This window comes from Pseudomonas sp. P1_F7, assembly GCF_056405655.1.
The window spans coordinates 1-15,687 of the sequence record NZ_JBFUBR010000005.1 but is presented as its reverse complement, the minus strand read 5'-3'; the positions used below and the strand labels follow the sequence as shown (position 1 = coordinate 15,687).

Sequence of the window (15,687 nt, the reverse complement as noted above, 5' to 3'; positions counted from 1 at the left end):
TCAGGTGCAATGGTCGCCATTCTACAGAGGGTTGCCGCAACAATTGGTAAAACCTGACCAGGCGGTTCATCACACCGCTTCCAGTTCCCGTCGATAAGCGTAGGTATCGGCGAAGCGCGAGAGCAGGAACTCGGCGCAGGTGGTGGCCGGGTATTTCGCCGGGTGCAATGCGTCCTGACAGCCGGGTAGGCATTCGATGCGGGTATCCGGATGTGGCTCGGCGAAGAACGGCATCGAATAACGATCCACGCCGAGCGGGCTGATCACCCGGTGCGGCGTCGACAGGTAACGGTCGTTGCTCCAGCGCGCCATCATATCGCCGAGGTTGACCACGAACGTACCTTCGATCGGCGGCGCGTCGATCCATTCACCTTTGACGTTGCGTACCTGCAAGCCACCGGCGGCGTCCTGAAAGAGCAGGGTGATGCAGCCGTAGTCGGTGTGCGCCCCGGCACCTTGCTGCTCTTCGGAACTGGCGGTGTGGCGTGGCGGGTAATGGATCATCCGCAGCACGCTGACCGGGTCATTGAAGCGTGTGTCGAAGAAGTCGCGCTTAATCCCCAGCGCGATGGTCATGGCCCGCAACAGCGTTTGCGCGAGGGCTTGCATGTCGACGTAGTGCTGTTCCATCAACGCTTCCCAGCCGGGGATGGACGGATGGCGATTGGGGCCACGCAAGGGTTTTTCCGCCAGTACGTCAGGGCTCCCGGCCGGCAAGTGCAGACCCATGTCGAACGTTTCTTTGAGGTCGCTGGGTTTGCTCGGGTCGAGCTGCTCGGTGGCGATGGCGCCGTAGCCACGATGGTGACGGGTCTGGGTGATGTCGATCTTGAGCTTTTCGGCGGTGGGTTGGGCGAAGAAGCGTTTGGCGCTGTCGAGCAGCTCGTCGATTCGCGCAGTGCTGATCGGGTGGCCCTTGATGTAGAAAAAGCCCCACTCACGGCAGGCGAGATCGATTTGTTTGGCGACAGTTTGCCAGGCGATTTGGTCGGTGCTGTAGAGCGGGGCGATGTCGATGATTGGAAGGCTGTTCATGCGATTGTCCTGAAGGTTACGCATACTGGCGAACGCTGAAGAACCCTGTGGGGGCGAGCTTGCTCGCGATGAGGCCAGCACATCAAACATCTCTGCTGACTGAAAGTCCGCCATCGCGAGCAAGCTCGCTCCCACAGGTACCGTGTTCTGACCGGAAGGAATTACTTCGGCATCTCGGCCTTCATGCCTTCCACGTAGTAATTCATCGACGCCAATTCCGCCGTGGTCGCGCTCACGCCCGTTGGGATTTTCTCGACCCCGGCCTGATCCTTGATCGGCCCGGTGAACAGTTGCAGCGCACCGCTCTTGATGTCGGCGATGAGCTGCTCGGCTTCGCTCTTCACCGCCGCCGGCACCAGGTCGCTGATCGGTAGTTCAACCGTGCCTTCCTTCAAGCCGCCCCAGTAGTCCCGGGATTTCCAGTCATGGTCGATCACGCTTTGGGTTGCCTGAATGTAGTGCGGGCCCCAGTCGTTGACGATGGAGGTTAGCACCGCTTTCGGCCCGAAATGCGCCATGTCCGAAGCGTAGCCCACCGCATACACGCCGCGACGTTCGGCGGCCTGGATCGGCGCGGGGCTGTCGGTGTGCTGGAACACCACGTCCACGCCCTGGTCGATCAGGGCGTTGGCGGCATCCGCTTCCTTGCCCGGATCGAACCATGAGTTGACCCACACCACCTTGATCTCGGTGCCGGGGTTGTACTTGTTCAGGGCCAATTGGATGGCGTTGATGTCGCGGATCACTTCCGGGATCGGGAACGAGGCGACGTATCCGACCTTCTTGGTCTTGGTCATCTTCGCCGCAAGGAAGCCGCCGACGTAGCGACCTTCGTAAGTGCGCGCCAGGTAAGTGCCGAGGTTCTTGTCCTGCTTGTAGCCGGTGGCGTGTTCGAAGGTCACCTTGGGAAACTGTTTGGCGACTTTCACGGTCGGGTTCATGTAGCCGAAGGAGGTGGTGAAGATCAGGTCGTACTTGTCCTTGGCCATGTTGCGGATCACCCGCTCGGCGTCGGCGCCTTCGGCGACGTTTTCCACATAGTTGGTGGTGATCTGCGCACCGAATTTTTCCGCGAGCTCCTTGCGCCCCTGTTCATGCTGATACGTCCAGCCGTGGTCGCCGATCGGACCGATATAGACGAAGCCGACTTTCAGCGGATCGGCGGCTACGGCGGTCAGGCTGGCGCTCAGACCGATGGCCGCCGCAACGGCGCAAAGCAGCTTCTTCAACGGACGGTTGTGCATGAATTGGAACTCCATTTTGTTGTGAGGTTGGCTGGGCTCTTTGGCTTGCACAGGGCAATGCAAATTGCTGACCAACAAGACAACAAAACTTGAATCCGCGGTGATGCTATCGCGAGCAGGCGCGCGACAGGTCCTTGAAGTCCGATAACAGTGCATGTCCTTGCACAGCTGCCATCCACTGGTGCGCCAATCCAGATGGTCATGACCCTCCACAAAACCAATGTGGGAGCGAGCAGGCTCGCTCCCACAGTTTTAATCGGTGTTGTATCAGGTCCCGGCAATCAACTGCCGCGCCGCCTGGCTGTGATCGGCAATCAACCCCTTCAGATCCAGCCCCTCGACCTGGCCGTCAATCACCCGCCACTTGCCGCCGACCATCACCCGGTCCGCGCGATCGGCGCCGCACAGTAACAACGCCGACACCGGATCATGACTGCCGGAGAAGCGCAGTTCATCCAGTTTGAACATCGCCAGGTCTGCCTGCTTGCCCACCGCCAATTCGCCGATATCGGTACGGCCCAGCAGGCTCGCCGAACCCTTGGTCGCCCAGCCCAACACGCGCTCCGGGGTGATCTTCTCGGCGCCGTAGCGCAGGCGCTGGATGTACAGCGCCTGGCGCGCTTCGAGCATCATGTTCGAGGCATCGTTGGACGCCGAACCGTCCACGCCCAAACCAAGCAAGGCGCCGGCATCGGTCAGCTCGATGCTCGGGCAGATGCCCGAGGCCAGGCGCATGTTCGAACTCGGGCAATGGCAAATGCCGGTGCCAGCGGCACCGAGGCGGGCGATTTCATCCGGGTTGAAGTGGATGCCATGGGCCAGCCAGGTACGCGGGCCGAGCCAGCCGACACTGTCCAGATAATCCACGGTGCGCAGGCCGAAGCGTTGCAGGCAGAACTCTTCTTCGTCGAGGGTTTCTGCCAGGTGGGTGTGCAGACGCACGTCGAGTTTGTTCGCCAGTTCGGCACTGGCCGACATGATTTCCGGGGTCACCGAGAATGGCGAGCAGGGTGCCAGGGCGATCTGGATTTGCGCGCCGTCACCGCGTTCGTGGTACTCGGTGATCAGCCGCTGGCTGTCGGCGAGGATCACTTCGCCTTCCTGCACGGTCTGCTGCGGCGGCAGGCCACCGTCCTTTTCACCGAGGCTCATGGAGCCGCGCGTCAGCATGGCACGCATGCCCAGTTCGCGAACGCTCTCGACTTGCACGTCGATCGCATTTTCCAGACCTTCCGGGAACAGGTAGTGGTGGTCGGCTGCCGTGGTGCAGCCGGACAGCAGCAATTCGGCCAGCGCGACCTTGGTGGCGAGGGCGAGTTTTTCCGGAGTCAGGCGTGCCCAGACCGGGTACAGGGTTTTCAGCCAAGGGAACAGCGGCTGATTGACCACCGGCGCCCAGGCGCGGGTCAGGGTTTGATAGAAGTGGTGGTGGGTGTTGATCAGGCCCGGCAGGATCACATGCTCGCGGGCATCGAACACTTCGTTGCACGGTGCGGACGGTTGCTGGCCGGCGCCGAGCACTTCGACGATCAAACCGTCTTGCAGCACCAGACCGCCACGGGCATCGAGACCGTTGGCCGTGAAAATGGCGAGGGGATTTTTTAACCAGGTACGGGTCGCAGGCATGTTGGCCGGCTCCTCTGAAAGTTGGGTTCAGGGTTGCCAGCTCAGTGTTGCCCTGTCTGCTGATCCAGGTTCGCCGGGGAGGCGAGGTGCGCAGTGTCGATCAAAACGCCGTTATGGGCAAGCCCGGCCCGACAGGACAACAAAAATCCCTGTGGGGTGTTACCAGGGAATGGTTTCACCCCGGTAATTGATGAAGTGATGCCCGCCCTTGCCGACATACGCATTCACCTGATCGACCAGGCCACGGGTGCTGGTTTCCACGTCGATGTCTGCGCCTTCACCACCCATGTCGGTTTTCACCCAGCCCGGGTGCAGCGACAGCACGGTGAGGCTGGTTTCGCCCAACTGAGTGACGAAGCTGTTGGTCATGGAATTCAGCGCCGCCTTGCTGGCCTTGTACAGTGCCAGTTCCGGCGCATCGGGCATGGTCACGCTGCCCAACACCGAACTCATTAAGGCCAGCACGCCGGTGTCCGGGCGCAGTTGCTCGACAAAACGCTGGGCCAGGTTGATCGGCGCCACGGCGTTGGTGAAAAACAGCTGACCGACTTCGGCCATCGTCGCGCCACCGTTCGGTGTCTGCACCTCCGGGCCCTTGACCCCGGCATTGACGAACAACAGATCAAACACTTCGCTCTTGAGTTGCTGGCTCAGGGCGGACACCGCCTGCTGATCGTCCATGTCGAGCTTTTCGATCCGCACCTTGCCCAGTGCCTGCAAGGCCTCGGCTTTTTGCGGGTCGCGCACGGTGGCGGTGACTTGCCAGCCATCGGCCAGCAGGGTTTTCACCAGCCCGAGGCCAAGCCCCCGGGAGGCGCCGATGATGAGTGCGGTTTTTGCCTTGGACATGAGTGGCTTCCTTGAAAGTTCAGAATCGTGGATTCAATGGACACTGTTGCCCGAGCCGTTGTTGCAACTCGTCGCGCAGTGCGCCGAGTTCGGCCATACGGGCTTCGATCAGTTTGAGTTTGTCTTGCAGCAGTTGCGTGACGGCGCCGTCCGGATCGGGCGACTGCCAGATTGCAGCGACGCTGTTGCCGATCTCGCCGAGAGTAAAGCCCAGTCGTTGAGCGGTCTTGATGTACTGCACCAGTTGCACCATGTCTGGTGGATAGTCGCGATACCCGTTGGCGCTGCGTTGCGCCGCAATCAACCCGCGCTGCTCGTAAAAGCGCAATGTGTCGCGGCTAACGGCACTGGCCTGGGCTAATTCACCGATGCGCATTATCACGTCTCAATGGGGGCTTGACCCTGGAGCATACTCCAGGCTTTAGCCTTGTTGCTCCCTGAATTGATGGAGCAATGTCGATGTGGACTACAACGCAATATCGCCGGTTGGTACAAGGCAGTGCCTGGTACGACTTGATCGTGATGCTCGCGTTTGTCACGCCGTGGAGTTTTACAGCGTTGCATGGGGTTTTGACGGGGATGAGTCAGGCGTTGAGTTTGCCCGGTGACCTGCCACCGTTCGAACCGGCGCACATGTTGATGGCGAATCTGCTGGGGTCGATTGTCTGCGTATGGTCGGTGCTGCGGATTCGTGATCCGCAGCAGGTTTATGGACGGTATGACGCCGTGGGCAGATTCCTGTTCTCGGCCTGGCAGGCTTATGCCCTGATCCATGGCGCGAGTTCGATTCTGGTGGTTTTTCTGGTGTTTGAATTGGCGTGGGGCATTGCTCAGGTGTTGCCAGTGCGGACGCCATCGCGAGCAAGCTCGCTCCCACAAGGTTCTGCTGTGTGATCTGAATTGTTGCCATGCCAGCGATCCCTGTGGGAGCGAGCTTGCTCGCGATGAGGCCAGACCAGACAACCACTAATGCCCGGCCTGCCACGGCTGCCCCAACGACACCGGCGCATACAACCGCGTGCGCAGCGCATCCCGGGACAGCAATACCAACACCACAATGGTCGCGACATACGGCAGCATCGCCAGCAGACTGGACGGAATCGCCAGCCCCAACCCCTGCGCCACCAGGTGCAGGATGCTGGCGAGCCCGAACAGGTACGCGCCCAGCAGCAAGCGCCACACCCGCCAACTGGCGAACACCACCAGCGCCAGGGCAATCCAGCCACGCCCGGCGCTCATGTTCTCCGCCCACATCGGTGTGTAGGCCAGGGACAGATAAGCCCCGGCCAACCCGGCCATCGCACCGCCGAACAACACCGCCAGGGTCCGCACCGCCAACACCGGCAAGCCCATGGCGCTGGCCGCATCCGGGTTTTCCCCGACTGCCTGAATGATCAGTCCGACGCGGCTTTTCAGAATCACCCAGGCCACCAGCGCAAACAGCGCGAACGACAGATACACCAGCAGATCCTGGGCAAACAGCATTCGCCCGATCAGCGGGATCTCACTCAAATAGGGAATCGCCAAGGGTTCAAAACCCGCCAGCGGCTTGCCGACCCACGCCGCACCGACGAAGGTCGACAGGCCCACGCCGAATATCGTCAAGGCCAGACCGGTGGCCACCTGATTGGCGTTGAACACCAGCGCCACCAGAGCGAACAGCGACGACAACAGCATCCCGGCGAGCATCGCCAGCAACACGCCGAGCCACAGATGGCCGGTATTGAACGCGACGATGAAACCGATCACCGCGCCAAACAGCATCATGCCTTCCTGGCCCAGGTTGAGGACGCCGCTTTTCTCGCAGATCAGTTCCCCCAGCGCCACCAGCAGCAACGGCGTACCGCAGCGGACCATGGCGTAGAAAATATTGCTCAGCAGATCGATATCCATCACAGCGCTCCTGCTTGTACGGCGGTGGCTTGGGCGCGACGGGTCCAGCGCAGGTTCAAGCGCGCTCGGTAGAGAATCAGCACATCACTGGCCAGCAGGAAAAACAGCATCATGCCCTGGAACAATTGGGTGATCGCTTGCGGCAGGTTCAGGCTCATTTGCGCGCTTTCGCCGCCGATGTACAGCAGCGCCATCAACAGGCTGGAAAACAGGATGCCGACAGGATTCAGGCGGCCGAGAAACGCCACGGTGATCGCCGCATAGCCGTAGCCCGGCGAGACTTGCGGCACCAATTGGCCGATGGGACCGGTAACTTCACATACACCAGCCAGCCCCGCCAGGCCACCGCTGATCAACAGCGCGAGCCAGATAAGGCGCTTCTCGCGAAAGCCGACGAAACCGGCGGCACGCTTGTCCAGCCCGAGCACCTTGATCTGGAAACCGACAAAGCTTTTCTGCAACAGCACCCACACGGTCACCAACGCGAGCAGGGCGAAATAAACCCCGGCGTGGACCCGGCCATCGTCCATCAGCAGCGGCAAGCGGCTGGCGTCACCGAACATCGCTGACTCGGGGAAGTTGAAGCCGGCGGGATCCTTCAAAGGGCCGTGAACGCAGAACAGCAACAGGTTCAGTGCGATGTAGTTGAGCATGATGCTGGTCAGGATCTCATTGGCGTTGAAACGCGTGCGCAACCACGCCGTCAGGCCGGCCCACGCGGCGCCCGCCAGGGTGCCTGTCAGCAGGATCAGCACCAGCGCCCAGCGGCTTTGCATATCGATGATGTTCACCGCCAGCGCACTGCCGGCCAACGCGCCGAGCAGCAGTTGACCTTCGGCACCGATGTTCCAGATGCGCGCCTGATAGGCGACGGCCAGGCCTAATGCGCACAGCAGTATCGGCAGGGCTTTGACCAGCAATTCGGAGACGCCATACAGGTTGCTGATCGGCGCGATCAGCAACGTGTGCAAGGTCAACAGCGGGTCGTGCCCGAGCGCGATAAACAACAAGGATCCGCAGCCCAGGGTCAGTGCAGCCGCCAGCAACGGCGAGCACCACAGCATCAGGCGCGATTGCTGGCCGCGGGGTTCAAGAGAAAGCAGCATGTGACACTCCGTTAACGCGTGGCGGATGCGAGTGATTGAGGGGCACCGAACTGGCCGGCCATCCAGCCGCCGACATCGCTCAGGTGCGTGTCGACGGTAGCGTGGAGCGCCGACAGTCGACCGCCGCACAGGGTGCCAAGGCGGTCGCTGATCTGGAACAGTTCGTCGAGGTCTTCGGAGATCATCAGGATCGCCGCGCCGGCATCGCGCAAGGCAATCAAGGCGCGGTGAATGGTGGCGGCCGCGCCGACGTCCACACCCCAGGTCGGGTGCGCGGCGACCAGCAATTTCGGTTGCTGAAGGATTTCCCGGCCGAGGATGAATTTCTGCAAGTTGCCCCCGGACAGGCTGCGGGCCGGCGTCTGGCTATCGGGCGTCTTGACGCCGAAACGGCGGATGATGTCCTCGGCCAGTGCTTCGACTTTGCCGCGCTGGATCAGGCCGTTACTCACCAATCCTTGCTGAAAAGCGGTCAGCAGCGCGTTATCCGCCAGGCTCAGCTCTGGCACCGCACCATGTCCCAGGCGTTCGGCGGGGACGAATGCCAGGCCAAGTTGGCGGCGTGCATCGGGGCGCAAATGGGCGACGGGCTCCTTGCCAAAACGGATCGTCGCACTGGCGTTGCGGGGCAGCAGTGCTTCGCCGCTGAGCAAGGCCAGCAACTCATCCTGGCCATTGCCGGCGACACCGGCGATGCCGACAATTTCACCGCTGCGTACTTCAAGGTTGATGTCCTTGAGCGAGCAGCCGAACGGGTCGGGGTTGTGCCAGGACAAGCCATTCACACTGAGGAATGTCGCAGCGCCAGTCACCTTTGGATAATCGGTGATCAACTCCGCGGCTTCACCGACCATCAACCGCGCCAGTTGCTGATCCGAACACTCGGTCGGCAGGCAATGCCCGGCCACCCGTCCGCCGCGCAGTACCGTCGCGCTATGGCACAACGCGCGAACTTCCCCGAGCTTGTGGCTGATGAACAAAATGCTGCAGCCCTCGGCGGCGAGCTGGCGCAGGGTGACGAACAAGTCGTCGGCCTCTTGCGGTGTCAGCACTGAAGTCGGTTCATCGAGAATCAACAGGCGGATGTCCTGCATCAGGCAGCGGATGATTTCCACCCGTTGCCGTTCGCCGATCGACAGGCTGTGGACAAGTCGTTCCGGTTCCAGCGCCATGCCGTAGCGCCGGGACACTTCGCGAATCTTCGGCTCAAGCTGTTTGGGTGTGCCTGCCGCCGCGCCCATGGCCAGGGCGATGTTCTGCGCCACGCTCAGGGTTTCGAACAGCGAAAAATGCTGGAACACCATGCCAATTCCCAAACCCCGAGCCTGGGCCGGGTTGCGCAGGCTCACCCGCTGACCTTGCCAGATCACCTCGCCCGAATCGGCGTGGGTGACGCCGTAGATGATTTTCATCAGCGTGCTTTTGCCCGCGCCGTTTTCGCCGAGCAGGGCATGAATCTCGCCAGGGGCAATGGTCAGGTCGATGGCATCGTTGGCCAGGCAACCGGGGTAGCGTTTTGTGATTCTGCGCAGTTGCAGGCGCGGAATCGGATCTGGGATTGGAGCGGGAATGGGCATGACAGGCTCGGTGCTGTTGGACTTGTGCCTGTGGATAAAGCAATTTTCTGGCCATTAGGTCAGGAAAACCTCGAAGCCCCGCGAGTAGAGGCGTTGAGTACGCAGCTTTCGGATGTGCCACGCAGAGCCCGGCACTACATGGGGGCAATGGTGCAAATCAAGCCCCGATTTCGCTCGTGGGGTTTTGCTCAAAAAATGAGCAATCGACCACAAGCCATACCGTGCAGGGCGCCGAGACGGCCATGAACGGGTTATCCACAGATTGCTCCACAGTATTTGTGCGCAAGCTCAAAGCACGGGCATAAGCACTGAGTGGCTTTCTTCTAAAGGCGATATACCGTTGTAACTATTTGTTTTTATTTGAATTTTATGTGCTTGATGGCAGATTGGACGAAAATTGAGCAAAGTCCGCAAAGCCGTATGACACAAGGGTTACAGCGGTATGTGCTCAGGTTATCCACAGGCGGGTGCACAGCAGATGTGGGCAAATATGGAATAAGTGAAAAACCGGCGTGCCCCAAAAGATCGCAGCCTGTGCTGAAGCCTTTTAGCGCTGCAACAAAATTCGTCCGCGACTCAAATCGGCCAGCTGTGACTGCAAGGTGTCGATCTGCGCATCGCCCACGGCCAACTGCAACTCGACACCATTGGCGGTGAAGCTTTCATCCACAACCAATCCACCTGCCTCTGCCACCCGCAGCTTGACCAGGGCCAACTCGGCGAATCCGCAAGCGCAACCTAGCGGCACCCGGCTGATCAGCTCAACCTTCGGCGCCGCTTGCAGGCATTTATTCGCACCACCGCCATAGGCCCGGGCGAGGCCACCGGTGCCCAGTTGGATGCCGCCATACCAGCGAATCACCAGCACCGCGACCTGATCGCAATCCTGCGCCTCTATCGCCGCCAGAATCGGGCGGCCGGCGGTACCGCCGGGCTCGCCATCATCGGTACTGCGATACTGATCGCCGAGCTTCCACGCCCAGCAGTTGTGCGAGGCATTCAAGTCACTGTGCTGTTCAATAAACGCCTGGGCCTCGGCCGGGCTGGAGATCGGCGCGGCGAAGGTAATAAAGCGGCTCTTGCGAATCTCTTCGCGGTAGTCGCAAAAACCGCTGAGGGTAAATGGCATACGTACCTGAATGGCTACTTAGATGGCAGGTTTCAGGCCGCAGCCCTTGAGAATGATGCGGATCAGGTTGTCCCCGGCGTCTTCCATGTCCTGTTTGGTCAGCCTGGTGCGCCCGGTGACGCGGCAGATCTGCGTGGCGAAGTCGGCGTAGTGCTGGGTGCTGCCCCACAACAGGAAAATCAGGTGCACCGGATCGACCGGGTCCATTTTACCGGCGTCGATCCAGGCCTGGAATACGCCCGCACGGCCCTGGAACCAGGCGCGATAATCCTGGTTGAAGTACTCGGTCAGGCATTCACCGCCGCTGATGACTTCCATGGCGAAAATCCGCGAGGCTTGCGGCTGGCGGCGGGAGAACTCCATTTTCGCGCGGATGTAACGGGTCAAGGCTTCGCTCGGATCGTCCTCGGCGGTGAGGGTGTTGAAGGTGCTGTCCCACAACTCGATGATGTTGCTCAGCACCGCCACGTACAAACCGAGCTTGTTGGTGAAGTAGTAATGCAGGTTCGCCTTGGGCAGCCCGGCATTCTGGGCGATGGTGTTCATGCTCGTGCCTTTGTACCCGTGACGGGCGAACTCGTCTTCGGCGGCTTTGATGATGGTCTCTTCGTTTTTCTGACGAATGCGGCTGACGGGCTTACCGCCGTGGGCTGGGACTTCAAAGGTCATAAGCGCTTCCGAACTGATGGGGGGGACGGCCAGTGCGTTGATAACGTACCCACCGGCTCCAGACAAGTCTTCACACAATAAAACACTACACCGCTCCCACAATTTTCAACGCGTCGCCGCGAGACTCTCGAGAAAACTCTCCAGCACCAGATGGGGGCGACGCCCCTTGCGGGTGACCGACGCCAGGCTCAGGTCGTAGAAGCGCGTTTTTGCTTTCAACGCTCGCAACCGGCCTTGCTGTACCCAAAGACTCGCGTAGTGATCCGGCAGGTAGCCGATATAGCGTCCGGTCAGGATCAGGAACGCCATTCCTTCGCGGTCCGAGGCACTGGCGGTGCAATTGAGCGCTTGATAGTGGGCCTGGATCTCCGCCGGCAAACGGAAAGTGGGCGCGATGGCGTCCTGACTGTTCAGGCGTTCGTCGTCCAGTTGTTTGTCGTCGACATAAAACAATGGATGGCCGACCGCGCAGTACAACAGCGAGCGCTCGCTATACAGCGGTTGATATTCCAGCCCGGAAAGTGCACTGGCCTGCGGCACCACGCCGACGTGCAGACGGCCGTCGAGCACGCCTTGTTCGACTTCATTGGGCGCGATCATGCGGATCTGGATCTGTACGTCCGGGCCGCGTTCTTTCAATTGCGCGAGGGCATGGGTGATGCGCATGTGGGGCAGGGTGACCAGGTTGTCCGTCAAACCAATGATCAATTCGCCGCGCAAGTGCTGGTGCAGGCCGTTGACCTCGGTACGGAAGCTTTCCAGTGCACTTAGCAGTTGCAACGCCGATTGATAGACCTCGCGGCCTTCTTCGGTCAGGGAAAACCCGGCACGTCCACGTTGGCAAAGGCGTAAGCCGAGGCGTTGCTCCAGATCGCTCATCTGCTGGCTGATCGCCGAGCGCCCGATGCCCAGCACGGTTTCCGCCGCGGAGAAGCCGCCGCATTCCACCACGCTGCGGAAAATCTTCAGCAGGCGAATATCAAAGTCGCTGACCTGGGCCAGCGGATCGGGGCGGCGAGTGCTCATGCGGGGTACTCAAAGTTTAGTAGTTGGCTGACTTAACATTAGAAGAGTTGCATTTCACAGACTTTATCCCCGTGGCAATTTAGCTGCAACAACGGTTTTCAATCCTTACGCCGCTTATTGCCTTGCGAGGTTTCGCCCATGAACCAGCCTGAAAACGCTCCGACTTCCCTGGCCAGCCAGCTCAAGCTCGATGCTCACTGGATGCCTTACACCGCCAACCGTAACTTCCAGCGCGACCCACGCTTGATCGTTGGCGCCGAAGGCAGTTGGCTGATCGACGACAAGGGCCGCAAGGTTTATGACTCGCTGTCCGGTCTGTGGACCTGTGGCGCCGGGCACACCCGCAAGGAAATCCAGGAAGCGGTCGCCAAGCAACTGGGCACCCTCGATTACTCGCCTGGCTTCCAGTACGGCCACCCGTTGTCCTTCCAGTTGGCTGAGAAAATCACCGACCTGACCCCGGGCAACCTGAACCACGTGTTCTTCACCGACTCGGGCTCCGAGTGCGCTGACACTGCCGTGAAGATGGTTCGCGCCTACTGGCGCCTGAAAGGCCAGTCGACCAAGACCAAAATGATCGGCCGTGCCCGTGGCTACCACGGCGTGAACATCGCCGGTACCAGCCTCGGTGGCGTGAACGGCAACCGCAAACTGTTCGGTCAGGCGATGATGGATGTCGACCACCTGCCGCACACCTTGCTGGCCAGCAATGCTTACTCCCGTGGCATGCCGGAGCAGGGTGGTATTGCCCTGGCTGACGAACTTTTGAAGCTGATCGAACTGCACGATGCGTCGAACATCGCCGCCGTGTTCGTCGAGCCTTTGGCCGGTTCCGCTGGCGTGCTGGTTCCACCACAGGGTTACCTCAAGCGCCTGCGTGAAATTTGCGACCAGCACAACATCCTGCTGGTGTTCGACGAAGTGATCACCGGTTTCGGCCGTACCGGCACCATGTTCGGCGCGACCACCTTCGGCGTGACCCCGGACCTGATGTGCATCGCCAAGCAAGTCACCAACGGCGCGATACCGATGGGCGCGGTGATTGCCAGCTCCGAGATCTACCAGACCTTCATGAACCAGGCGACGCCAGAGTACGCAGTGGAATTCCCCCACGGCTACACCTATTCCGCGCACCCGGTGGCTTGCGCCGCGGGCCTGGCAGCACTCGACCTGCTGCAAAAGGAAAACCTGGTGCAGAGCGTGGCCGAAGTCGCACCGCATTTCGAAAATGCGCTGCATGGCCTGAAGGGCACCAAGAACATCATCGACATCCGCAACTTCGGCTTGGCCGGTGCGATCCAGATCGCTCCACGTGACGGCGATGCGATCGTGCGTCCGTTCGAAGCCGGCATGGCGCTGTGGAAAGCCGGGTTCTACGTACGCTTCGGCGGCGACACCCTGCAGTTCGGCCCAACCTTCAACAGCAAGCCGCAGGACCTGGATCGTCTGTTCGACGCGGTCGGCGAAGTGCTGAGCAAGATCGACTGATTTCTCCTTCTATATACCTACAAACAACAGGCGTTCCGAAGCGAGCGTCTGTGGACAACTTTTCAGGAGCTTCCATGAGCGTTATTCCGCATTTGATCAATGGCGAACTGGTGACCGAGAACGGTCGCGCGGTTGATGTGTTCAACCCGTCTACCGGTCAGGCTATCCACAAGCTGCCACTGGCGACCCGCGAAACCATCCAGAGCGCCATCGACGCGGCCAAGGCTGCATTCCCGGCCTGGCGCAACACGCCGCCGGCCAAGCGTGCCCAGGTGATGTTCCGCTTCAAACAACTGCTGGAGCAGAACGAAGCTCGCATCTCGCAATTGATCAGCGAAGAGCACGGCAAGACCCTGGAAGATGCTGCCGGTGAATTGAAGCGCGGCATCGAGAACGTCGAGTTCGCTTGCGCGGCTCCGGAAATCCTCAAGGGCGAATACAGCCGTAACGTCGGCCCGAACATCGATGCCTGGTCTGACTTCCAGCCGCTGGGCGTGGTTGCCGGTATCACGCCGTTCAACTTCCCGGCCATGGTGCCGTTGTGGATGTACCCGCTGGCGATCGTCTGCGGCAACTGCTTCATCCTCAAGCCGTCCGAGCGTGACCCGAGCTCGACGCTGCTGATCGCCCAGTTGCTGCTGGAGGCTGGTCTGCCTAAAGGCGTACTGAGCGTGGTGCACGGTGACAAGACTGCGGTGGACGCATTGATCGAAGCGCCGGAAGTCAAAGCGCTGAGCTTTGTTGGTTCGACGCCGATTGCCGAATACATCTACTCCGAAGGCACCAAGCGCGGCAAACGCGTTCAGGCATTGGGCGGGGCGAAGAACCACGCGGTGTTGATGCCGGATGCGGATCTGGATAACGCGGTTAGCGCACTGATGGGCGCGGCATATGGTTCTTGCGGCGAACGTTGCATGGCGATCTCGGTAGCGGTGTGTGTGGGTGATCAGGTGGCCGATGCACTGGTGGCTAAACTGGTACCACAGATCAAGGCGCTGAAAATCGGTGCCGGTACCAACTGCGGCTTGGACATGGGCCCACTGGTGACTGGCCAGGCGCGGGACAAGGTCAGCGGTTATGTAGAAGACGGCGTAGCTGCCGGCGCGACACTGGTGGTAGACGGCCGTGGCCTGACCGTCGCTGGTCACGAGGAAGGCTTCTTCCTGGGTGGTTGCCTGTTCGACAACGTCACGCCAGAAATGCGCATCTATAAAGAAGAGATCTTCGGGCCGGTGCTGTGCGTTGTTCGGGTCAACAGCCTGGAAGAAGCCATGCAACTGATCAACGATCACGAATATGGCAACGGCACCTGCATCTTCACCCGTGACGGTGAAGCGGCGCGGTTGTTCTGCGACGAGATCGAAGTCGGCATGGTTGGTGTGAACGTACCGCTGCCGGTGCCGGTGGCTTATCACAGCTTTGGCGGCTGGAAGCGTTCGCTGTTCGGCGACCTGCACGCCTATGGCCCGGATGGCGTGCGTTTCTACACTCGCCGCAAGGCCATCACCCAGCGCTGGCCGCAGCGTGCGAGCCATGAAGCTTCGCAGTTCGCCTTCCCTAGCTTGTAAGTAGAAGGGCGCAGAAGGCCGACCCATTGGGTCGGCCTTTTTGTTTTCGGGGCTTTTTTGCCCTATATGACAGAATTGTGAAAATAGCTGTTGACGGCAGATTCCAGGTGTCTATAATTCGCCCCACTTCCGGCGCAGTCGAAACGGAAAACTCCTTGGTAAACAAAGAGTTACGCAGGTTTCGGCAGCGGGTTGCTTCAGGTCATCGAGGTCGAAAGGGAGTTGAAAAAGAGGTGTTGACAGCAGCGTGTAACGCTGTAGAATTTGCCTCCCGCTGACGAGAGATCTGAAGCGCAAGTGGTTGAAGTTGAAAAGGAAACTTGGAAAACTTCTGAAAATAATCACTTGACAGCAAATGAGGCTGCTGTAGAATGCGCRCCTCGGTTGAGACGAAAGATCTTAACCAACCGCTCTTTAACAACTGAATCAAGCAATTCGTGTGGGTGCTTGTGGRGTCAGACTGCTAGTCAACAGATT

Annotated in this window: 14 protein-coding genes; 3 read left to right on the top strand and 11 right to left on the bottom strand. The window is 60.2% G+C overall.

Annotated features, from left to right (window positions below):
* Positions 1-69: 69 nt before the first annotated feature.
* From AC1D1M_RS08515 to AC1D1M_RS08495, 5 genes are all read right to left on the bottom strand, one after another.
* Positions 70-1,035 carry a 2-oxoglutarate and iron-dependent oxygenase domain-containing protein gene (locus AC1D1M_RS08515; protein WP_477775289.1) on the bottom strand — a complete coding sequence of 322 codons (966 nt, stop codon included), beginning with the start codon at positions 1,033-1,035 and terminating at the stop codon, positions 70-72.
* A gap of 161 nt (positions 1,036-1,196) precedes the next feature.
* A complete protein-coding gene (locus tag AC1D1M_RS08510) occupies positions 1,197-2,279 on the bottom strand; it encodes a BMP family ABC transporter substrate-binding protein (RefSeq protein WP_477775288.1) in 1,083 nt (360 codons plus the stop codon).
* A gap of 267 nt (positions 2,280-2,546) precedes the next feature.
* Positions 2,547-3,905, bottom strand: coding sequence for an 8-oxoguanine deaminase (locus AC1D1M_RS08505; RefSeq protein WP_477775287.1), 1,359 nt, complete (start codon positions 3,903-3,905; stop codon positions 2,547-2,549).
* 159 nt (positions 3,906-4,064) lie between these two features.
* Positions 4,065-4,754: an SDR family oxidoreductase gene (locus AC1D1M_RS08500; RefSeq protein WP_223460154.1), complete on the bottom strand. Its 690-nt coding sequence runs from the start codon at positions 4,752-4,754 to the stop codon at positions 4,065-4,067.
* Positions 4,755-4,773: 19 nt separating this feature from the next.
* A complete protein-coding gene (locus tag AC1D1M_RS08495; RefSeq protein WP_223460152.1) occupies positions 4,774-5,130 on the bottom strand; it encodes a MerR family transcriptional regulator in 357 nt (118 codons plus the stop codon).
* A gap of 83 nt (positions 5,131-5,213) precedes the next feature.
* On the opposite strand from AC1D1M_RS08495, the gene AC1D1M_RS08490 reads away from it, so the two are divergent.
* Positions 5,214-5,648 (top strand): hypothetical protein, encoded by a 435-nt coding sequence (locus AC1D1M_RS08490; RefSeq protein ID WP_223460150.1) that lies wholly within the window; start codon positions 5,214-5,216, stop codon positions 5,646-5,648.
* 72 nt (positions 5,649-5,720) lie between these two features.
* Here AC1D1M_RS08490 and AC1D1M_RS08485 read toward each other — a convergent pair whose 3' ends face one another.
* The 6 genes from AC1D1M_RS08485 to AC1D1M_RS08460 all read right to left on the bottom strand — a co-directional run bounded on the left by AC1D1M_RS08485 (position 5,721) and on the right by AC1D1M_RS08460 (position 12,154).
* Positions 5,721-6,647 (bottom strand): ABC transporter permease, encoded by a 927-nt coding sequence (locus AC1D1M_RS08485; protein ID WP_477775286.1) that lies wholly within the window; start codon positions 6,645-6,647, stop codon positions 5,721-5,723.
* A complete protein-coding gene (locus AC1D1M_RS08480; RefSeq protein WP_477775285.1) occupies positions 6,647-7,753 on the bottom strand; it encodes an ABC transporter permease in 1,107 nt (368 codons plus the stop codon). Before AC1D1M_RS08480 ends, AC1D1M_RS08485 begins: the two co-directional genes overlap by 1 nt.
* 11 nt (positions 7,754-7,764) lie before the next feature.
* Positions 7,765-9,330: an ABC transporter ATP-binding protein gene (locus AC1D1M_RS08475; RefSeq protein ID WP_477775284.1), complete on the bottom strand. Its 1,566-nt coding sequence runs from the start codon at positions 9,328-9,330 to the stop codon at positions 7,765-7,767.
* A gap of 547 nt (positions 9,331-9,877) precedes the next feature.
* The gene (locus AC1D1M_RS08470; RefSeq protein ID WP_477775283.1) at positions 9,878-10,459 is read right to left on the bottom strand and encodes an IMPACT family protein; all 582 of its coding nucleotides are present in this window, start codon (positions 10,457-10,459) and stop codon (positions 9,878-9,880) included.
* Positions 10,460-10,477: 18 nt separating this feature from the next.
* Positions 10,478-11,128 carry a TetR/AcrR family transcriptional regulator gene (locus tag AC1D1M_RS08465; protein WP_477775282.1) on the bottom strand — a complete coding sequence of 217 codons (651 nt, stop codon included), beginning with the start codon at positions 11,126-11,128 and terminating at the stop codon, positions 10,478-10,480.
* Positions 11,129-11,233: 105 nt separating this feature from the next.
* A complete protein-coding gene (locus tag AC1D1M_RS08460; protein WP_223460139.1) occupies positions 11,234-12,154 on the bottom strand; it encodes a LysR family transcriptional regulator in 921 nt (306 codons plus the stop codon).
* Positions 12,155-12,292: 138 nt separating this feature from the next.
* On the opposite strand from AC1D1M_RS08460, the gene aptA reads away from it, so the two are divergent.
* A complete protein-coding gene (gene aptA, locus AC1D1M_RS08455) occupies positions 12,293-13,642 on the top strand; it encodes an omega-aminotransferase AptA (protein WP_223460137.1) in 1,350 nt (449 codons plus the stop codon).
* Positions 13,643-13,716: 74 nt separating this feature from the next.
* Positions 13,717-15,210, top strand: a complete 1,494-nt coding sequence (locus AC1D1M_RS08450; RefSeq protein WP_056725206.1) for a CoA-acylating methylmalonate-semialdehyde dehydrogenase — start codon at positions 13,717-13,719, stop codon at positions 15,208-15,210.
* Positions 15,211-15,687: the final 477 nt, after the last annotated feature.